At 42.5% G+C, this 21,435-nt stretch carries 17 protein-coding genes; 9 read left to right on the forward strand and 8 right to left on the reverse strand.

Going from position 1 to position 21,435, the window contains the following annotated elements; genetic code table 11:
• Positions 1 to 66: 66 nt before the first annotated feature.
• The 8 genes from M2135_RS08850 to M2135_RS08885 all read right to left on the reverse strand — a co-directional run bounded on the left by M2135_RS08850 (position 67) and on the right by M2135_RS08885 (position 10,508).
• Positions 67 to 924 carry an SDR family oxidoreductase gene (locus M2135_RS08850; protein ID WP_280748127.1) on the reverse strand — a complete coding sequence of 286 codons (858 nt, stop codon included), beginning with the start codon at positions 922 to 924 and terminating at the stop codon, positions 67 to 69.
• Between the two features lie 58 nt (positions 925 to 982).
• Positions 983 to 2,056 carry an S-methyl-5-thioribose-1-phosphate isomerase gene (mtnA, locus tag M2135_RS08855; RefSeq protein ID WP_280748128.1) on the reverse strand — a complete coding sequence of 358 codons (1,074 nt, stop codon included), beginning with the start codon at positions 2,054 to 2,056 and terminating at the stop codon, positions 983 to 985.
• A 49-nt stretch (positions 2,057 to 2,105) separates the two neighbouring features.
• Positions 2,106 to 3,446: a magnesium transporter gene (mgtE, locus tag M2135_RS08860; RefSeq protein ID WP_280748129.1), complete on the reverse strand. Its 1,341-nt coding sequence runs from the start codon at positions 3,444 to 3,446 to the stop codon at positions 2,106 to 2,108.
• 473 nt (positions 3,447 to 3,919) lie between these two features.
• Positions 3,920 to 4,831 carry a DUF3137 domain-containing protein gene (locus tag M2135_RS08865; protein ID WP_280748130.1) on the reverse strand — a complete coding sequence of 304 codons (912 nt, stop codon included), beginning with the start codon at positions 4,829 to 4,831 and terminating at the stop codon, positions 3,920 to 3,922.
• A 96-nt stretch (positions 4,832 to 4,927) separates the two neighbouring features.
• Complete coding sequence (locus M2135_RS08870; protein ID WP_280748131.1) at positions 4,928 to 6,154, reverse strand: acyloxyacyl hydrolase; 1,227 nt, start codon at positions 6,152 to 6,154, stop codon at positions 4,928 to 4,930.
• Positions 6,155 to 6,170: 16 nt separating this feature from the next.
• Positions 6,171 to 6,704 carry a LemA family protein gene (locus M2135_RS08875; protein WP_280748168.1) on the reverse strand — a complete coding sequence of 178 codons (534 nt, stop codon included), beginning with the start codon at positions 6,702 to 6,704 and terminating at the stop codon, positions 6,171 to 6,173.
• 56 nt (positions 6,705 to 6,760) lie between these two features.
• Positions 6,761 to 8,929, reverse strand: coding sequence for a hypothetical protein (locus M2135_RS08880; RefSeq protein ID WP_280748132.1), 2,169 nt, complete (start codon positions 8,927 to 8,929; stop codon positions 6,761 to 6,763).
• 367 nt (positions 8,930 to 9,296) lie between these two features.
• Positions 9,297 to 10,508 (reverse strand): clostripain-related cysteine peptidase, encoded by a 1,212-nt coding sequence (locus tag M2135_RS08885; protein WP_280748133.1) that lies wholly within the window; start codon positions 10,506 to 10,508, stop codon positions 9,297 to 9,299.
• A 205-nt stretch (positions 10,509 to 10,713) separates the two neighbouring features.
• Here M2135_RS08885 and M2135_RS08890 point away from each other — a divergent pair, with 205 nt between their 5' ends.
• The 9 genes from M2135_RS08890 to M2135_RS08930 all read left to right on the forward strand — a co-directional run bounded on the left by M2135_RS08890 (position 10,714) and on the right by M2135_RS08930 (position 21,433).
• On the forward strand, positions 10,714 to 12,603 hold the full coding sequence (locus M2135_RS08890; RefSeq protein WP_280748134.1) for a sensor histidine kinase: 1,890 nt from the start codon (positions 10,714 to 10,716) through the stop codon (positions 12,601 to 12,603).
• A 177-nt stretch (positions 12,604 to 12,780) separates the two neighbouring features.
• Positions 12,781 to 13,449 (forward strand): ABC transporter ATP-binding protein, encoded by a 669-nt coding sequence (locus M2135_RS08895; RefSeq protein WP_280748135.1) that lies wholly within the window; start codon positions 12,781 to 12,783, stop codon positions 13,447 to 13,449.
• 20 nt (positions 13,450 to 13,469) lie between these two features.
• Complete coding sequence (locus tag M2135_RS08900; protein WP_280748136.1) at positions 13,470 to 14,726, forward strand: ABC transporter permease; 1,257 nt, start codon at positions 13,470 to 13,472, stop codon at positions 14,724 to 14,726.
• Positions 14,727 to 14,732: 6 nt separating this feature from the next.
• The gene (locus M2135_RS08905; RefSeq protein ID WP_280748137.1) at positions 14,733 to 16,004 is read left to right on the forward strand and encodes an FtsX-like permease family protein; all 1,272 of its coding nucleotides are present in this window, start codon (positions 14,733 to 14,735) and stop codon (positions 16,002 to 16,004) included.
• Positions 16,005 to 16,051: 47 nt separating this feature from the next.
• Positions 16,052 to 17,404, forward strand: a complete 1,353-nt coding sequence (locus M2135_RS08910) for a sigma-54 dependent transcriptional regulator (protein ID WP_280748138.1) — start codon at positions 16,052 to 16,054, stop codon at positions 17,402 to 17,404.
• 10 nt (positions 17,405 to 17,414) lie between these two features.
• The gene (locus tag M2135_RS08915) at positions 17,415 to 18,716 is read left to right on the forward strand and encodes an ATP-binding protein (protein ID WP_280748139.1); all 1,302 of its coding nucleotides are present in this window, start codon (positions 17,415 to 17,417) and stop codon (positions 18,714 to 18,716) included.
• Between the two features lie 707 nt (positions 18,717 to 19,423).
• Positions 19,424 to 20,383 carry a tetratricopeptide repeat protein gene (locus tag M2135_RS08920; protein WP_280748140.1) on the forward strand — a complete coding sequence of 320 codons (960 nt, stop codon included), beginning with the start codon at positions 19,424 to 19,426 and terminating at the stop codon, positions 20,381 to 20,383.
• Positions 20,384 to 20,527: 144 nt separating this feature from the next.
• Positions 20,528 to 20,680 (forward strand): 50S ribosomal protein L34, encoded by a 153-nt coding sequence (gene rpmH, locus M2135_RS08925; RefSeq protein ID WP_005633099.1) that lies wholly within the window; start codon positions 20,528 to 20,530, stop codon positions 20,678 to 20,680.
• Between the two features lie 117 nt (positions 20,681 to 20,797).
• Positions 20,798 to 21,433: a PASTA domain-containing protein gene (locus tag M2135_RS08930; protein ID WP_280748141.1), complete on the forward strand. Its 636-nt coding sequence runs from the start codon at positions 20,798 to 20,800 to the stop codon at positions 21,431 to 21,433.
• Positions 21,434 to 21,435 lie beyond the last annotated feature (2 nt).

Here is a 21,435-nt window from a genome sequence, read left to right on the forward strand (position 1 = left end):
TGGACAATTGACAATGATAATACAATTTTGTCAATTGTCCATTAACAGAAAGAGATAAATAAACGTTTATCCGTAGATAATCTTACCGTTCTCGTCGCAGAATTCTTCCAGACCTTTACTATACTGATTCATTGCACGCAAACTCATCCCCATACTGGAGAACCCTCCGTCGTGATATAAATTCTGCATGGTCACTTTCCGGGTCAGATCCGAAAACATGGTAATACAATAATCGGCACATTCGCCGGCTGAAGCATTTCCCAACGGGCTCATCTTATTCGAAAAGTCCATTAAATGATCCATACCTTTTACCCCACTACCGGCAGTCGTAATTGTCGGAGATTGCGAGATGGTATTGATCCGGACATTTTTTTCGCGACCGTAAATATAACCGAAGCTACGGGCGATAGACTCTAACAGACTCTTTGCATCGGCCATATCGTTGTAGCCGAAAAACGTCCGTTGTGCAGCCACATAACTCAACGCAATCACTGAACCATATTCAGCTATCGCATCTTGTTTTTTGGCGACCTGCAGCATTTTATGGAATGAAACGGCCGAAATATCCAATGTTTTTTCCAACATCCCGTAATCCAGATCATCGTATGTCCGTTTCTTCCGGACATTCGGACTCATCCCGATGGAATGCAATACGAAATCTATTTTTCCACCCAAGACCTCCACCGAACGGCTGAAGACGGTTTCCAGATCCTCGACACTAGTCGCATCTGCTGGAATAACCTCTGCGTTAAGTTTTTGGGATAACGCATCTACTTCTCCCATGCGAACGGCTATTGGTGTATTACTCAATGTGATTGTTGCCCCTTCTTCGACAGCTCTTTCTGCCACTTTCCAGGCAATAGACATATCATTCAGTGCTCCGAAGATAATGCCGCGTTTGCCTTTCAATAAATTATGACTCATACCTAAACTGATTTAATTCAGCACAAAAGTATGCATTATGTGCAAGATATGCAATTGATTATAGAAAGAGATCACATCCGTTCGTGGGAAGCGTCTCCGAAAAAGGGGGATAAGCAATCCCTTTTTCAGTAATAATCGCTGTAATCAGCTGATGAGGAGTCACATCGAAAGCCGGATTAAACACTGATACATCACGGGGAGCCATACGTTTTTCATACCACATTGTTGTGACTTCATCCGGATGGCGTTCTTCTATCTCTATCGATTCCCCATCCGGACAATTATGGTCGATGGTCGAGGTAGGGCCTAATACATAAAAAGGGATACCGTAATGGCGTGCCAGAATAGCCACTCCCGAAGTGCCGATTTTATTCGCTGTATCCCCATTTGCAGCAATACGGTCGCACCCAACCAGAACAGCCTGTACCCAACCTTTTTGCATCACACTTGAGGCCATATTATCACAGATAAGTGTCGTAGATACACCGGCTTTCATCAATTCGTATGCTGTTAATCTTGCCCCCTGTAATAACGGACGTGTTTCATCTGCAAAAACATGAAATCCATAGTTCTGCTCTTCCCCCAGATAGATCGGTGCCAATGCTGTTCCATAGGCAGAGACGGCAAGATGCCCTGCATTACAATGTGTCAACAAGCCCATTCCCGGACGTAATAATGACAATCCGAACTCACCGATTTTCCGACAGGCCACTACATCCTCTTCCCGGATCAACTCCGCCTCTGTGATCAGTCTGTTTTGAATCTGCTCTATCGGCAAATCTGCATGATTCAAGACGATCTGTTCCATCCGGTTTAATGCAGCCATCAAATTGACGGCTGTAGGGCGCGAACTGGCCAGATAAGTTTTTAATTGACCGAATTGTTCTAAAAAAAGTTCAAAAGAGGAGGTCTTTATCTGTTTGCAACAAACAGCCAAACCGTAAGCAGCAGCAATCCCTATAGCCGGCGCACCCCGCACTTTCAAATGATAAATAGCCTCCCAAATCTCTTCGGCGGAAGAGAGTGTGAGATAGATTTCCTTTTCGGGCAAGCGAGTCTGATCTAAAATAATCACTTGCTCGCCTTTTTCATTCAATCGGACTGTACGCAATCCGGCAAGGATATGTGTCATGTCAATTCTTTCGTTGATAAGTTGTTGTATACTATTCTATTTATCGCATTTAAAGCCCGAAATACCATGTCGCAATAGAGAAATAAATCATGACTCCGCAAATATCGGCAATCGAGGTGATCAAAGGAGCACTGGCCGTTGCCGGGTCGGCTTTGAACTTCGTAAAAACAAAAGGTAATAACATCCCTAACAGGCTTCCGACAATCACCGTAATCACCATGGTAAGAGCCACGACAACCACCACTTCCGGAGCACGAAAACCGGCTATAAGCGAAACTCCGACTGCCATTGTTGCTCCTAATAAGAAAGAGACCAACAACTCTTTTCCTAACAATCTGATCCAATCTTTGGTTTCAACATCTCCCGTTGCCAGCGCCCGAATCATCAGTGTAGCCGACTGAGACCCTGCATTCCCTCCACTGCCGATCAGTAGCGGTAGGAAAAAGACCAGTGAAACAACCGCTCCAATCACTGCTTCGAAACTGGCAATTGCTGCACCTGAAAAGACATTCATAAAAACCAATACAGTAAGCCACAATACACGCTTTTTATACAAAAAACCAACACGGGCTTTCAACGGATTGATCACGCCCTCCTGAAGCGAACCGAATTTATGGAAATCTTCCGTATTTTCTTCTTCCACCACATCGATGACATCATCTATCGTCACAATGCCTACCAATACCCCATTGGTATCTATAACAGGAAGTGCCACACGGTCATAATCTTTAAATACTTTGACGGCGACCTCCTGATCATCATACGCCTTTAAAGCGACGAACCGATTATCGACCAATTCTGAGATCCGTTGATCGGGTGAAGCCAGGATCAACTCTTTCATCCGCAGATCATCGATCAACTTCCAGTTTTCATCAACGACATAAATCACATTGAGTGTTTCCGAATCGCGCCCGTAAATCCGGATATGATCCAACGCCTGTGCCACGGTGAAATAAGGTTTGACTGCTACATATTCAGGAGTCATCAACCGTCCGATACTATCTTCGGGATAACCGAGCAAACGACGTGTAATCTCCCGCTCTTCTTCCGACATAATCTGCATCAACCGTTGGCTGACTTTGCCGGGCAACTCTTCAAAGAAGGCGGTACGATCATCCGGATCAAGATCATTCAACAGATCAGCAATCTGATTGCTATTGGCTGCAAGTCCTTTGATCACATCCTCCTGCTCATCATGCAATAGGTGCTGAAAAACCTCTTTAGCCTGCTCGCGCGACAAAAGACGAAAAAGGATAATCTGATCTGTTTTGGATAGTTCACCGATTGTTTCGGCGATCTGATGTGGGTTAAGGTCGTTTAGTGCTTGTTTAAGTATTTTCCATTTTTTTGCTTCTATAAGAAGCTGAAATTCCATTTTGAATTCGTTCATGCGTTTTCCTCCTTACAAATTTAACTCTGTAAGGAGAGCGTGCAGTACCCCTTACAGAGAGTTAATACTCCTGTTTTCTCTGTTTACTACAACTCGGTACGTCGTCCATAATGAAATTGTATAAATGAATAATTGAGTCTAATCAGCAGACTCTGTTCTAAAATCCGCGGCAAAGGTATCATTTTTTATTGAACCTGTGTGGAATGGGAGATAAATTAACAGGGTGCATCGAAAGAAAAACTTAAACGACCCAGCGGTTTAGATGAGGTATCTGAAAGACTATTTTGTCAGACGTACCTCCGTTTTTTGTTAGAGGTACGTCTAAAACAATTTAGAGGTACGTCTAAATTCATTTAGAGGTAGGTGTAAAACATTTTAGAGGTACCTCTAACAGAAAAGTCATCATCACGTATCATTTTATTCGTTCCGATAGGGCAAAAAACTGATTCCAATGGAGGCGGTAGATATACCTTTTAGTTCTTTGTCCAGATCCGCGTGTTCAGATTTAACTCATCGATGATAGCGATTAGTGAAGTGATCATCATATAGTCTCTGTATATGACCTCCCGATCATTGATCTTCGTCCATAAACCGGCCTCAAAATGATTGGTTTCATTATGGATTGCAATCATGATATTCGAACGGCAAAAGCTGAATATGACTCCTTCGTCAAACCGCTTGTCGAGTTCCACGATGCGTTCCATCATGGAAGGAGTTAATAGATAACGGGCTTCGACCTGATCGTCCGAAAAGACATCGAACCGTTTCTCGAACTCTCCATTTTCCAACTTGACACGGTTCTGTTTTAATCTTAAGAATGAGTTGCGTAAAACAACGGTCTCTCCTTTAAAATCTTTATGGAAATCGGCGATAAACATAAACCCTTTAAAGAGCGTGACCCAACGGGTTTGTCCCTTACTGCCGGTATGCTTCTCTTCGGCATGGACTTCAGAAAAGCGGAATCTGGTCTTGTCCATCACTCCGGAAATCAGGTCTTCGCTATGATAGCGATCGGGATGAACAAAAAGTTGACTTTGATTAAATACGTTCTCTGTTATACCTGATGCCGGATGATACCGTCCATTTTTTACCACATTTTTTACAATCTGAGCGACGATTTGTTTTTTATACTGTTCAAGCAATGGACCCGACCGGGACATATTAACGGTACTGATTAGGATGACAGCCACGAAAAATCCGATACCGAAGACAAACTCCGAAGATTCATATTGGCTGACCATAGCGACGATGACAATGATGATGATCAGTCCGATAATGATTTTTTTGAAAGCCTCTTTTCGAAGTTTTTGTCGTTGTGATTCGAGTTGTTCCAGTATGGGACTCAACTCATCCATCAGTTTTTCAAACGATAAATTGGAGTGCATGACGATCGGTTTATTTTGTAGGACTTATCTTACCCACATTATACGAGGCGTAAAAATAACGCATTTGCTGCATTGCAACAAATGATAATCAAAGGATCAACGATGGAAGAATGGATATTTGTTATTGAAACGGAAACCAAGACCCAGCATCAGGAAATTGGGGTCATGAAAGTCGTGAAGGCTGTACCCGATATGCAGAAATGAATTCCGGGTCAGTTCAACCTTCAGAGCCAATATCTGGTAAAATGCTTTCAAATCACCTCCGCCATGGAGGATGTTGGCTCCAAAACCTATTCCGACACTAAAATAGGGCATCACATATTCTGCTCTTCCCGAAACGCCTAAAGCCAGTTGTTTGTTGAATGACGGTCTGGAAAAGGTTGGCTCTGTCCCCGAGATATGCTCGTTGGCATACACATTGGCACTACCGTCGTAAAAGCCATCCAAAGCAACGCCAACACGTACTCTGTAGTCAAGGTTGTACATGGGGCCAAAGCTAAATCCTGCCACTGCATACGCATCCGGCGAGGCTATCTGTCGGTCTTCGACAGTCACCCCTTTTCGACGCCATGCGCCAAACAGGACTAAGTCATAACTGATATGACGCGGGAATTCAGGAATAGGCTGTAATTGTATTTTTCTGGCGAGCGACTCATGCTCCCGGTTGAACTTGTAGACCAATCCGACTTTCAGTCCGATCGTGTTTAATCCGGAATTCGGGAATTTGGTATTGCCATTGGAGAAATGAGTTAGAGAGATTCCGGATGTCAGATCGAATCGTTCTGAAAGTATCCAGTTGAGATACATATTAAGGTTGATATAAGCGTTCACCCTTGACCCGATCACCAGATTGTAATAATTCGATGCATAGTGATAAGGGTGCCACCCTGACGACAAACCGAAGTTCCATTCATAATTCAGCGAAACGTTGGATGCAAGCCGACCTAATCGGGCTCCTTGGAAAAGATAAAAAGCGGTAGGATTTCCAATCTCTTTCCGGTTGCCAAACGTATACCAAGCGAGTGCGGCTCCCTGATAGACTCCTCCGTAGATCCGGTCGACATATGAATGGGGTTCAAACTCAAAAGCGTATTGTAAATGGGGAGAGAAAGAGCCTCTGATGGGTTGTTGTAACTCATTCTCTCTTTTAAGAAAAGATTTGGTCGGGAAAATATAACCCGGCCGAGCCTCTACCGCTATACGGTGCAGAAGATGAGGTCGCTGAGGTTCGGACTCCTGTTCCTGTGCTTTTACATTAAGGGAAGAGAGGAGCATTACTCCTAAGAAAATCAACATCAACCATATCCGTATATTACCACTCATAAAGACATCATCAGTTTTACAGATTCTTGATATCCGGAACTTGTTTTTCTTGTTCTGGAATCCGAAAGAGTGTTCTACATTGAAAACCGAAAAGAGTGGCTACCAGGTTTGTGGGAAAACATTGTACGCTGGTGTTGTAGTCGGTCACCGAGGCATTATATGTACGCCGCGCCGCAGCCAATTGCTCTTCCGTCTCATTCAACGCGCGTTGCAGTTGCATAAAGTTATCCGACGCTTTTAACGCCGGATAACTTTCAGCTATAACTTGCAGGTTGTGGCTGGCATGACTGAATACGGTATCGAAAGCCTCTTTTTCTGAGTCTGTCAACGTATTATAGTCCATTGATCGCAATCGGGAAATCTCGGCAAAGAGTTCTTTCTCATGCGCTGCATATTGTTTAACCGTTGCCACTAAATTAGGGATAAGGTCGAACCGCTTTTTCAACATCACATCAATCGTACTGAATGCATTGGCCACTTCATTTCTTTTCCGAACCAATGTATTATAAACAATTATGCCAAAGATAAAAAGGATACCTGACAGGATCAATAATTTGGTGTATAAAGCCATTTCCATATGCATTATGCGATCATTTCCGATAGATATTACTCCATGACGATGTATGTGGGCCATGATACCCGGTTGGGCAGATCAAACTCCTCGTCGTAAGGTTCTACTCCCGGATCGTTATTATAGGAGGATACTCGTTTTACTCCGTCTGCCGTACTACCGCCTATACCGTTGATCACGTTTTGTATATTACCGGGACCGGCGAATCGTGTGATACACATCTTTTCAATCTTGACACGGGGTGTATTAGGCACCTCAAACCCATTTTTCTTATTCACATGGCCGTCGGTTCCGGTGAAAACCGCGTAAGAACCCAGACCAATGCTGTAATGTTCCTTGACACTGTTTGCAACTTTGAATGCCGCATAACCGTCTATCCGGCTACCCTGGCTACTCCAGCTTGTTTGAGTCGGCGGATCATACGGTGGTTCATTTTGGAAGAAGTAAGTACTGCCACGTTCGCCCAGCCATAACACTTCGTATTCCTGATAGTGTTCGGCAAACAGAGCGTAGAGCGTCACATCATTGCCGGTAACGATCAGTCCGTTTTTACATCTGTCTCTCAGCCATCGCGCCGGCCCACCGGGTTGAGTACCGTGATCGGCACGCCACAACCAGAAATGGTCGCCTACCACATTATTGCTGTTTATCTGCATAGAAGCGTGTATCTGTATGTTTTTGGATTGTACACCACCTACTCTGCAGGTAATGTCTGTCAATAATATAGGATTTGCGGAATGGTTGGTATCTACACCTTCTTCACCGATACGGATCTGATAGGTGGTACTGTTGAAAGAATCCATAAGGAGTCCGGCAACAATAATCCCATCTTTATCGTCCACATAGATACAACCCCAGTTGTTGTTTTCTGTCGGTTCGAGAGTCACCGAGGCTATACCGGCACCGAGAAGTATCGCATTTTTACGGTTGACTTGAATAGGCGCATTCAACGCGTAGTGACCGGGAGTGAAAAATACATTTTTGCCTGACTTGAGCGCAGCGTTGATTTCAACGTCGGTGTCACCTTCTTTGGCCACATACCAGTGAGTAAATAGATCTTGCACTTCACCCTCTCCCATATTTGAGGTCGACCAGGAAGTGCCTATTCTATCTTTTTGCCATGCGGGAACAAATACTTTGTATTCGCCGTCATCATCGATAAAAAGAAAAGGTTTTTCTCTGATAATCGGAGTGGTAGCCACAGGCGAGTTCGCTTCATTCGCATTGGGCGCATTCACACAACCTTGCCAAACCATATTATACGAACCGCCCATGGGCTCGGAGCCTGAAGGGAATATGGTATTTCTGGTGTACCATTGTTGCTGCCCTCCCCAGTTGGGTCTGGATGAGAATGTATAGTGGCTGTCGGCAATAAAGCCACCACTTCCCCAGAAGTTTGAAGTACCAACATCGGATATATATTTCGAGGTATTTTCAATCAGCATTCTTCTCGCACTGGTCGATTGCGACACTGTCCATGCAAAATCTCTCATCACGGTCACGTTTTCCATAGAACGCCAGAATGTACAGGTTGCATTTGCTCCGCCGGAAAGGTGAGGCCTGGTAAAAACAGAACCTAATTTAACATCCGAAGGCAATTTACCCAGTCCACCCACATGGGAGTAACATCCCAATTCGATGGAGTTTGCTTCCGGTGATGAAGCTGAACCTGAACCTCCCGGATCATACGTTTGTCCATCAATATTTGGTTTGAAATAGTAAGCTTGACGTTTTGTCGACCACTCACCGTTTTCCCGTCCACCACCAGTGGTAAGGAAATGAGTATTCATTTCTGTTCGTGCCGTTTCTGCTGTCTCATATTTTCGGTCGTAGAAATACATATTGTCGCCAAAAATCTGATTTTCCAATGAAAGGATGATCGTTGTCGAACCACGGGTAATCTTATAATAGTTTTCGTACTTATCGGTATTCGGATTCGGATCGGTAAATGTCGTTTCAGACGTTGAACCGACTGGTATAAACTCGGTAGCCAGACGACTACCACCTCTTGTGATCAGATAATCACCCGAAGAGCCAAATGGAGCCCATGATAGTGTTAAAGAATGATTCCCTTTGCTGTAGACTATGTGATTATCGGCCGAAGCGGCCTGGTTCTTCTCCTTGGGTGCGTATAATACCACAAAACTGCATAATCCCAACAGAAATACAAATGCTGTAAGAACTGCGATTAACTTTTTAGACATAAGAGTTTTTTTTAGTTTTTCATTTTTCGATATGTTACAAGTCACAATAAGATCAAAATAGTGTGATAAAACAGTAGCAATTGTTCATTATATCTTCAAAAAGGGGGTCTCAAGAAATCAGAAAAGAATAGTTGAATAAGTTATAAATTGTATGTAAGGGTAGGCCGGAGGGCTTTAATGTGGATCACTTTTTCGGAGTAATTGCTTACAATTCGTAACTATATCAAAGATCTTTTTGACTTTTTAGACGTTTTCTTTAATTGGGAGACAAACTTAGATAAAATATACGATTTACAAGCGTGTCTTATAAAAAGAACTGTATAAACTGTGTCAAAAATATAAAAAAACGATGCCGGTTAAATGAAAATTAATGTGTCGCTTTATACCAAGCCGTTTCATCTTTGGTCACTGTTCTTGTATTTATACTTGGATCAGATATTGTTATTCCGGAGTAACTTTTAATCGCTGTCGGAATCCCTTTGCTCGCTGAATAAAAAGTAGGCGTATGCATCCTATATGCAGTAGGGATAACCCGCTCCAGCTGGTTTTCGAAGGTGGTTAATAACGTTTGATCGGAACAAAGTTTAGCCACATAGTCGCCATAATCGAAAAAGATAACAGGCCAGTAGCCGTCTAATACTTGTATTTCACCTATCAAAGAGGTGTCAAATGTAAATTGCCGGTTAATCTCTTTCATCACTGATGCGAGATTGTCCAATTCCGCACAGTTTGTCACCCCTATAGTTCCACAGGGCATGGCCGAATAGTTCTGATAAAATTCATAAAATCCTTTACAGATCTCATAATAGTTGACTTTACCAACTAAATGTTGCCCGATTATATGATAAGGGAAGCCATAAGCCATGACTTCGGTAGGTGAAGCGATCAGATAATCCGTCACATTTTTCAGGTCGTAGGCAACCTCGATAGAGGACATGTAACAGTCGTCGAACATGATATATTCCATTTTCAAACCGGCACGACTAATCCCTTCGGCAAGGGTAGTCACTTCGGTCTGATAATCAGCTGTTGTCCCTCCGAAAAAACGCGTTAATGGGCCTGTCTCATTTTCCCAATGGTACTTTTCTTCACTATTTCGCAATCTTGTAGCCGATACCGGAATCCATCCCATCCCATGGCAACTGATAATCATCCCATAACGATTCGCAGGTGAATACGTTTTTACATCATTCAGGATAGAAGTGATCCAGTTCGCTGTCGTATAAGCCGGATTAGCATATGTTTTGAGTGTATCGCGCACACATTCTCCTTTATCGTATTTCAATTCGAAGAGAGTTGCTTTGGTTGGTGAAGAAGCAAAAAAGATTAAGACCCGTTCGTTTTTTAAAATATTTTTCTTGATGGTTGTTTCAAAGTCCGAAATATTCTGTTCAAAATATTTTGTCAGATTCGACGACCAGGGCATATACATGAATACAGTCTGTTCGGTGTCTTTGGTCGGATCAATTCCTTTATTGGTATCAGTTCCTCCGTTAGGATCGGGTATAGGCATCTCCTCTTTTGTACATGAAATGAGACACCAAGATAGGATTATCAATAGTGATAAAAATTGCTTCATTACGTAATCATTCAATTAGTGGGACTTCCTCTTTTTATTAAAACGGCTACAAATATACTAAAGATTTATCTGTTTGTGAAATAGTTTGTGCTGATTTTCAGTTTTATACCTCTAAAACATGAATATCATGTAATAAAATAACTCTTTCATGAAAAACCAATAGCGGAAAGAATTATATTTGTCAACGCTTCATCAACTACATATCATGAAAAAGAAACTACACCTTTGTTGTTCTCTCCTCTTTGTTATTTTGTTCCCGGGACAAGCGCAAAATATTGATTCGTTGATCCATGTATTGGACAATGAAAAACGGACGATTGAAGAACAAATAACCCTTTGCAAGCAAATAACATCTTTTTACTGGGATAATGATATGGATAAAACCTTTGAATACGCTGAACGCGGATTAAAACTGGCAGAGAAAGTCAATGATGCGTCTATAAAATCTTGGTTTAATCTGGGGATTGCCGATTCTTACAATGCGTGGGAAAAACCGGATACAGCCTTGATCTATTATGAAAAATCACTTGACCAGGCATTGGAGTCAGGAGATGACGAAACATTGACAATTGCGTACAGTTCGATTGGTGTATTCCATTTTTTGAGAGGAAGAAACCTAACAGCACTGGATTATTATATGAGAGCACTCGCCTTCAGTGAAATTACAGGTGACAGTGGACATTCGATGATCATTCTGAGCAATATTGCCGGGATATATCGTTCGTTACTCAACAATGAACGTGCACTTCATTTTCTGGAACAGGCAAAAGAGATTGCCGAAGAGATCGACTCCCAGTATGGAAAGATGTGTGTATACTATGATCTCGGTCATATCAGCCTGGAGAACAAAGAGACCGATAAAGCCTTGGAGTATATGTTGGAAGTGGAAGAACTTAGTCATATATTGTATGATAAACAATTTGAGATTCTGAGTTTACAAGCCTTATCTTATATTTATTGCGACGGTTTCAAAGCGTATGACAAAGCAGAGACATACGCCAAAGAGAGTCTGCGCGTTGCTGAAGATTTCGGTAGCCATAGGTTGATCCGATATGGCTGGCTGGCTTTATCGGACATCTACCTGAAACAAAGAAAGTATAAAGAGAGTGAGGCAACAGCCTGGAAGGCCTGGGAGATGGATTCCGTGAATTTTGATCAGGGAAGAGGGATTACGCAGAATATTGCTTTTGCCAATGCCTTGATGGGAAATGATGATAAAGCACTGGAGTTTATAGAAAAACATAAAGATTTTTACAAGACATATACCAATAAGAGCCTACAAACAGCCATGGCCGACCTGGAAGTGAAATACGAAAGTGAAAAAAAGGAAATACGTATACATGCGCTGGAAAAAGAGAGACGTTTTTATATCTGGTTTGGTGTTGCCGGACTCGCCTTGCTGTTAGCGATTATGGCGATTATGTTCTACCGCAACCGGTTGAAGAAACAGCAGATCAATCAACTGGAACAGGAGAAACAACTGATTGCCACACAGGCTGTCCTGGATGGCGAAGCGGCCGAACGATCACGGTTGGGTCGTGACCTGCATGACGGACTTGGCGGATTGTTGTCGGTAGTCAAACTCCAGCTGAAAGATATGCAGAGCGCATCTTTTGTCGATGGGCAGGAGGTCAATCGTTTCGGGAAAGTGATCGAGATGCTGGATGAATCGATCAATGAACTTCGTCGTGTAGCACATCATATGATGCCTGAATCCCTGATGCGTTACGGACTGAAAGTCTCCCTCGAAGATTATTGCCGTGCGATCACAATCGCTCATTTTCAGTATTACGGCAGCACAGAACGTTTGGATGAACGTCTGGAAATTCTCCTGTATCGTTGCTCGTATGAATTAATAAACAATGCGATTAAGTATGCCGACGCAACAACGATCAACGTACAGTTAATGGCTGATAATGGTTTTGTTTCTCTCACGGTTCAGGATAACGGAAAAGGGTTTGATCCCGACCAAGTCACATCTGGCTCCGGATTGAATAACATCCGGACAAGAGTTTCTGCCTACAATGGGAAAATGATTCTTTGTGCTGCTCCCGGTAAAGGGACAGAAGTAAGCATAGAGATAGAGTCACTCTGACAGAAAGATCGGATAAAATCGTTTTACACCCCACGACATTCTCTGTTTTTTAATCCATATTCTGGACAAATTTGTCCGGATTCGGACACTCTTTGTTTTTTAAAACACACTCATTTTGAATGTTTTATCTATTATGGCATAGGAGTTGCATCTTCACTTTTCAAAATACTGTTTATTATGGAGATTATACAATTACAAGGTATCACAAAAATATACCGTACCAAAGAGGTAGAAACGCTTGCTTTGGAGAATGTCAACCTGGATGTCAGGGAAGGGGAATTTTTATCCGTAATGGGTCCGTCAGGTTGTGGGAAAAGTACACTGCTTAATCTGATAGGACTACTCGATCTGCCGGATGAAGGAAAGGTTTTTATTAATAATGTAGAAACAACTCATCTGAAAGACGGAACAATGGCGGAGTTCAGGAATGAAACACTCGGTTTTGTTTTTCAGAGTTTCCACCTGATCAATTCGTTGAATGTACTGGACAATGTCGAACTACCACTGCTCTACAGAAAATCAACCGAAAAAAATCGGCGCGAAAAAGCAAAAGAGGTCTTGGAAAAAGTAGGCCTATCCCATCGGATGAAACACTTTCCATCTCAACTATCCGGCGGACAATGTCAACGCGTGGCCATCGCTCGTGCGATTATCGGTCATCCTAAGATCATTCTGGCAGATGAACCTACCGGTAACCTCGATAGTAAAATGGGATCAGAGATTATGGACTTATTATTTCAGCTAAACCAGGAGGGTGCAACAATTATCATGGTCACCCATGACGAACATATTGCTGAGTCTACCCAACGCATTGTGCGTTTTTTTGATGGGAGAAGAGTGGAGTAAATAATGATTAATGAACAATTATGTACAAAATCTATTTCAAACAAGCCATTGAGATGCTGAAACAGAATAAGTTTATCAGCATGATAGCCATATGGGGAACGGCATTGGCGATTATGATGATCATGGCTATAATCGTGACCGACAATGTGAAAAATATAGGTGTTGCTCCTGAAATCAACCGTACCCGCACGTATTATCTTCCGATTGAAATCATCAAAGATACGACAAACGGTCACTGGAATGCAGGCAATGTCAGTCATCACGTGTTTCATGATTATATAAAAGACCTTCAGACACCTGAATATATCTCCGGATTTGATTATAAAGAGGCGTTGGTCGCCAAAGAGAACTCCAAGGATTATATGCAAATGACTACTAAATATGTCGACAATGCTTACTGGCATATCCTCTCTTTTCCTTTTTTAGAAGGACGCCCATTTAGCCAGGAGGAGTTTGAATCGGGAATCCCTTTCGCTATAATCACGGAAACAGCGGCGCGAAAATTATTTCAGGGTGAGCAAGCGTTGGGAAAATCTATCGTGGTCAATGCAAAATCATATCAGGTGATCGGTATTGTCAAAGACATATCTCCTGTTTTTACGATCGCTTCGGCCGACATTTGGGTGCCCTATACTTCGACTTACAACTACAAAGAGTCGTCACATATCGTTATGTTTTTACTCAGAGACGCGAAAGATCTTGCCCGATTAGAGGAAGAACTCCAGAAGGCTGAAAAAAGATACGGTTCGAATAATCCCAATAAGGTATTATTATTGTTGAAACCCAAAACGCACCGTACATATATCATGAATATCTGGGGGATGGATGATATGCAGGTCAGTATTGCCTTGCGTATGCAATACTGGAAGCAACTCTTTATCTTTTTAGTGCTTTTATTGGTTCCGGCAATCAATCTATCCGGATTAAGCCTCTCGCGTATAAAAAGAAGGATAGAGGAAATAGGGGTACGCAAAGCTTTTGGGGCTAAGCGCCACCACATACTGATTCAGGTACTTTTTGAAAATCTGATCACCTCTCTGATCGGAGGGTTTATCGGCTTGTTTCTCTCTTATATTGTTGTCATTCAACTGAAAGAGTGGTTGCTAAAAGTGCCGGAAGAGAGTTTTGTCCCTATCAATTCCCTGATTTCTCCATGGGTTATTCTGGCAGTCTTTACCGTATGTATACTTATCAACCTGCTGTCGGCAGGGATTCCTGCCTACCGAGCCTCAAGAGCTACGATTGTCAATTCACTAAGTAAAAATGAGACTAATTGAAATATTATGATACGTCACTTATTTAAAATAATCTGGAACGAACGGAAAAGTAATGGTTGGATCGTCCTCGAATATGTAGTTGTATTCTGTCTTTTGTGGTTCTGCTGCGATTATCTTTTTTTCATCGGAAAAAGCTATTCAGAACCTTTGGGATTTGATATATCAAATACGTTTTATATAACCATGCAGAAAGGAAGTGTGGAAGAAAAGTCGGAAGATGATAGCACAACAGAGGAGTATATTACATATACAGCCACGTTTATAGAACGGGTGAAACGTTATCCGGGAGTGGAATATATTAGTTTCTCCCACCAGGGAGTACCTTATGCGCCTGCCACTTCGTCTACCAGTGTGATCTTCGGACGTGATTCTTTAAATGAAGAAGTACGTGTCAGATGGGTTACTTCCGAGTTTTTTGATGTCTTCAAAGTACCGGTTCAAAGTGGCCGTATATTTAATTCGGAGGATGTGGCGGAAACCGACTTTGTGGTCATCAGCCCCGACCGCCACAATCGCTTCGGAAAGTATCCGGGAGCGACGGCTTCTATTCACGAGATCAAAAGCCTTTATAACGCACCGGAACAGAAAAATCATCCGGTCGTCGGTATTGCCGGGAAGGTAAAGGACACCTATTTTGAACCTTACAAAAGCAATGTCTATTACACAAAAAAAACTTCCGATATCCAACTCGAATGGAGCCAGATTGCCATCCGTGTCTCTCCGCAAGCCACCGCCGGTTTTGCCGAACGGTTTTCAAAAGAGATGCGTGAACAACTCAATATTGGCCCCTACTTCTTATCTTCTATCGTTCCTCTTGAAAAAATAAAAGCAAACCGGATTAAAAGAGCAGGAATTAACGACCGTCTGAATAGTGTTTATGCCATCATGGCTTTCTTGATTATGAATATCTTCTTAGGTGTAATCGGAACCTTTTGGTACCGGACACAGGCACGGAAAAGTGAGATCGGGCTGCGCATGGCCATGGGATCTACTGCGAGACAGGTGAAGATACTGCTCTTTCAAGAAACATTGCTTTTACTGTTTGTCTCCAGCATAATCGGTATAAATATCTGTTTCAATATAAGCGGAACAGATATTCTCAAAATGATCGATATACCGATTGCCGACCGTACCCAGCTGGCGACAGGGTTTGAGCAAAGTGTGATTGTCTACCTGTTGACTTTCTCTTTTTTGGCTATCGTATCGCTGTTGGCCGTATGGTATCCGGTACGCCAGGCCTCCAGCATTCCGCCGTCGGAAGCGCTGCATGCCGAGTAATTTCTGAAATCTGTTTATAACTTGCAACAAAATGGTATATTTGGACGATGATACTTATTTGTGACGACGACTCCACTGTTCGTACTTCGTTGACCTTGGTACTCAAACGAGCCGGTTACGAAGTCGCTACTGCTGCCAATCAACAGGAGGCTATTGATTTTGTTCGGAAAACAACGCCCGAATTGGTGTTGATGGATATGAACTATTCACAAACGACCACAGGCGAGGAAGGGTTGGAACTTCTGGCTAAAATCCAGATTCTATGCCCTGATAGTCCTGTGATATTGATCACCGCATGGGGATCGATCAATCTGGCAGTCAAAGGGATTCGGGCAGGCGCTTTTGATTTCATCACGAAACCCTGGAACAATCTAATGCTCCTGAACAGTATCCGGACAGCGATTGAGTTAAGTGATGAAAACAATCCGGAGAATCAATCTGAGACCGTATCCCAGTCATACAGTACACACATCGTCGGACGTTCTCCCCTTTTGATGCAAGTCATGCAAACCGTCTCCCGGATAGCACAGACCAATGCATCTGTATTGATTACCGGCGAGAGTGGAACAGGCAAAGAATTGATCGCAGCAGCCATTCACGCGGGCAGTCGCAGAAAAGAGAAACCCTTTGTTAAAGTAAACCTGGGTGGGATATCCCTCTCTCTGTTTGAAAGCGAAATGTTCGGTCATAAGAAAGGGGCATTTACCGATGCACATCACGACCGGATCGGGCGGTTTGAAATGGCCGATAAAGGAACCATCTTCCTGGACGAAATCGGAGAGTTGGATATGACCTGCCAGGTCAAACTCTTACGGGTATTGCAGGATCAGACCTTTGAACCGCTGGGAGACAGCCGTCCTCATCAGGTCGATACGCGGATTATAAGTGCGACAAACAAAAACCTGGCGGAGTTGGTTACAAAAGGGAGATTCCGTGAAGACCTGTTCTACCGGATCAACCTGATAACCATCCGTATGCCGGCTTTACGGGAACGAACGGAAGATATCCCTTTGTTGGTCGATTATTTTGCCCAAAAGCAATCAACGTTAAATAAATTACCCCAGGTTGAATTTTCGTCTGATGCGATCGAATACCTCAAAAAACTCCCTTATCCGGGGAATATCCGTGAATTGAAAAACCTGATCGACAGAACCATTTTGGTCTCCGGCAGACATCTGATCACAGACCGGGAGTTGAAGGAACAATACATCGAAATTCCGTTGCATCCGGAAATACAAAACAATGCTGTCCAGTCGTTGGAAAGCGTCGAACGGCATATGATTCTGAAAGCGATCGAACTGTATGGAGCCAATCACTCTAAAATAGCGACAGCTTTAGGATTGAGCAGACAAACACTGTACCGTCGACTGGAGAAATATCAGATAAAACTACCTGAATAATTGCTGCCGCATGAAATCAAAAGGGATCTTTTGGATAATCGTACTCTTCATTACCGGGATATTCGTGGGGATCGGATTCCTGTTTTTCAGGGATGAGCCTATCTCCTTTTGGGTGGCTCAATGTATGGCCATTGCTTCAGTGCTCTTTTCGCTCTTTTTATATAAACAATTGATCAAACCGTATCATATCATACTGAATGGGATGGAGTTGTTGAAAGAACAGGACTTTTCTACGCATCTGCGCCCGGTAAACAACAAAGAAGCTAATCAGCTGATAGAGATATTTAACCGAATGATCACTCAGCTTCGGCATGAACGTTCAACAGTACGAGCCAAAAATCACTTCTTAGACCTGCTTATCAATGCCTCACCACAAGGGATCATTATTCTCGACTTAAACAAACGCATATCCGATATCAATTCCTCCGGATTAAAACTGTTGAATATCGCCAATCTCTCGGCTGTAAAAGGAGAGACACTCAACGAAGCATCTTTCGAACTAGCCCCCTCATTGGCTGCAATGAAATCGGGTGACGATATGATCATTAGAGGTTCAGGGGCTACGGTCTATCGCTGTATCCGCTCTTCTTTTATCGACCAGGGATTTGATCATCCTTTTTTGCTTATAGAGGAGTTGACACATGAGTTATTGAAAATAGAGAAGAGCTCATATGAACGCATTATCCGAATGATGTCACACGAAGTCAATAATTCGGTGGGAGCCATCGGGTCGACTCTGAATGTGGTCGCTGAAATATGCAGACAAGACGAAAAAGAAGAGTGGAGTGAAGTCTTACCGGCCGTTGAAGCATCCTATGACCGTTGTGGCCATTTGGCTCATTTTATAAGTAACCTGGCTCATGTGGTAAAGATCCCTGAGCCTGTATTATCTGAGGTCTCCCTCAATGAACAAGTCCGTGCCGTAGATGCGCTTACACGCATAGAATGTCAACAACGTCGTATCAAACTGACGCTATTGTTAACCGAACAGAATCATATCATTCGGGCAGATGGTATTCAGTTGGAACAGGTACTGGTCAATATCATTAAAAATGCCTACGAGTCCATCCATGAAAATGGGGAGATCCGGATTATTACCCAATCATCCCCTTTATCTATTGTTATTGAAGACAATGGCCCGGGAATTACCGACGAGGTCAAACAAAAGCTTTTCACCCCTTTTTATACCACGAAGAAAACAGGGCAGGGAATCGGTTTAATGTTTGTCAGAGATGTGCTCCTTAACCACCGTTACAAATTCAGTCTATACACGGAAGAGGGTTGGACCAGATTTAAAATTTTTTTTGAATAAGTCGTTAATTATGTGAGTTCGATATAAGAAAAAAGTATTCTAGCCGAAGATTATTTGATTCTTCGCGTGAAGGCTTTGCCTGAACGCTTCTCCTCCATAGCTACTCTTTATACCAAATTCACATTAAAAACAATATATTTACGACATAAATGAATAAAAATGCATTTTTTACTAACTCGTATTTTTGTGTTTTTTAGTCAAATAGGTCGCATTTTCGGGTATTTTCGGCAAAAGGTAGGCGATTCTCCACATTTTGTACCAGTCCACTCTCCCATTTTATCTACATGATTTCAAAAATCATGCAGATAACCTTGAAGAAGCATCTAAATAGTTCGAACAAGTCATCAGCATCATTTTTTTAGGGGTTGGAAAAGGGCAAAAAAAAGGCTCGAAAATCGATTTTTTTTCTCCAGAAGGGTGATTTTTTTAGATCCACAAAAACAGGCAAGAGAAAATGAAAATCAAAGTCTATTGTAAAAATAAACCGCTAATCCCTGCCTTATTCACAAACAGCATCACCCGCTGTTCCAAATAGACGAATCTCGAAGGTACTCAATTGACAAAGTGTACAAACTGACAGATTGTAAAGCGGACTCATATTAACGCACCTTCAGCACGTCAAAATGTTTCAAACATTACCCCAATTAAAGATTCATTCGTTATAACTCACATTAATTACTATTTTTGTCGACACAATAAAAGCGACCATGAAAAAGTTCCTGACATCCCTATTCTCTTCGGAGAAAAAAGAAGAGACAACAGCGAGTAAAGAAAAAGCTGATTTGAAAAATTTCGATATTCTGAAATACGACGGAATCCGTGCTATGCGTATGGGTCGTCGATCGTATGCGATAAAATGTTTTACTGAAGCGTTGAATATTCAGAACGACTTTGAGGCCATGAACCACTTGGCAACAGCGTATACAATGGAACATGCGTATGAGGAGGCATTAGATGTACTCAACGATATGGTGGCGTTGGAATCGGCTCATGTTGCCACACGACTGGCACGGGTAAACATATTGTTCCTACTCGACCGGGATGAAGAGGCGATTATTGATTGCCAAGCCGTATTGGAAGTTGAGCCGGATAATCATCTGGCGTTTTTCCTGATGGCCAAAGCGAAACGGGCGATAAAAAAACCGGAAGAGGCGATCGAAGAGTTGGATCAAGCGATCAGTCTCAAAGCCGATTTTGCAGATGCTTATCTTTTACGGGCAGAACTGTTGTTAGGAATCGGAGCGGGCGAAAAAGCACTGACCGATATCGAAGAGGTGGCTGAGATTGCACCGGATGAGGAACTTGTTTTTCTGCTTCGAGGACGTATCTATGAGTCATTAGGGAACCCACAGGCGGCAAGTGCCGACTATCAGCAGGCATTGGCGCTTAACCCATTTAATGAAGAGGCATGTATCTTGGCTGGAAAACTATTGATCTCTTTAGAAAAATACGATGAAGCGATCCTCTTTTTTGATGAAGCGATTGAGGGTGATCCTCAATTTGCCCGTGCGTATGCCGAAAGAGGAAGGGCCAAACATCTGAAAGGCAATGAAACAGAAGCCGTAGAAGACTTGCAGAAAGCCCATGAACTAAAATCCGAAAACGAAGAAGAGTTCTCGGATGGGAAGGCGAATTTTGATGATTTGTATAAGGGAGGGATATTCTAATAAAGTGATAACTACCGATTCAGATAAGAAATAAAGGAGATTATTTTCAGAGAATCAGTCCCGTTTCGTTTGTATATTCAAAAAAAGTCTTTTATCTTTGCAGGCCAAATAATTGAAAGAAAATTATAAAAATATATCAATAAGATGAAAAGAACATTCCAACCTTCCAATAGGAAAAGAAAGAACAAACATGGCTTCCGTTCAAGAATGGCTACTGCTAACGGCCGTAGAGTATTAGCATCACGTCGTGCAAAAGGAAGAGCCAAATTAACAGTATCTGACGAATATAACGGATAAGCTGTTTTTTGTAAGATTTTAAGAGAAAGTAAAGGTTTTGCTAAAAAGCCTTTACTTTCTTTGTTTTTGAGGCTTTTTTTCTACTTTTGACTCGCGCTTACGAATTAAACGATAGAAATGGACAATTTTTTTATAAAACTGTTGAAAAACCCCTATTTCATCACATTGATATTAGCCATAGCGATATCCTGCGCGGCAGTTTATGGTGTTTTGAAATGGTTGGACGTATATACCCGGCACAATATCGTTGTGATTGTTCCGGACGTGAAAGGGTTGAAAGTTAACGAAGCCGCTGCCTTTTTTGAGAACAACAAACTACGCTATAACGTTATTGACTCTGTCTATTCCCAGGATGTGCCGCCCGGTGCAATTGTGGAACTATATCCCTCTTCAGGTTCAAAGGTCAAAGAAGAACGTATCGTTTTTCTTACGATCAATGCGTTTACGGCACAGATGGCTGCCATTCCTGATGTCGAAGATCTCTCTTTCCGACAAGCGTATGCAATATTGCGTTCGCGCGGATTCACTCAGATTGAGGTGAAATATGTTGCCGGAAGGTATAAAGATTTGGCGATTGATGTGGAAACAAACGGACGGAAGTTGAAAGTGGACGAAAAGATGCCGTTGGATACCAAACTGCTTCTTCGCATCAGTAGTGGACATGCAAATCCCGATTCGCTTCAGTTTCCCGGTTTCGGGGAAGACGGCCGACCGGTACAATCGTTAAACAGTGAAGACGAAAGGTGGTTTTAACC

It is taken from the genome of Parabacteroides sp. PF5-9 (assembly GCF_029893105.1).
Classification (GTDB): domain Bacteria; phylum Bacteroidota; class Bacteroidia; order Bacteroidales; family Tannerellaceae; genus JARXWG01.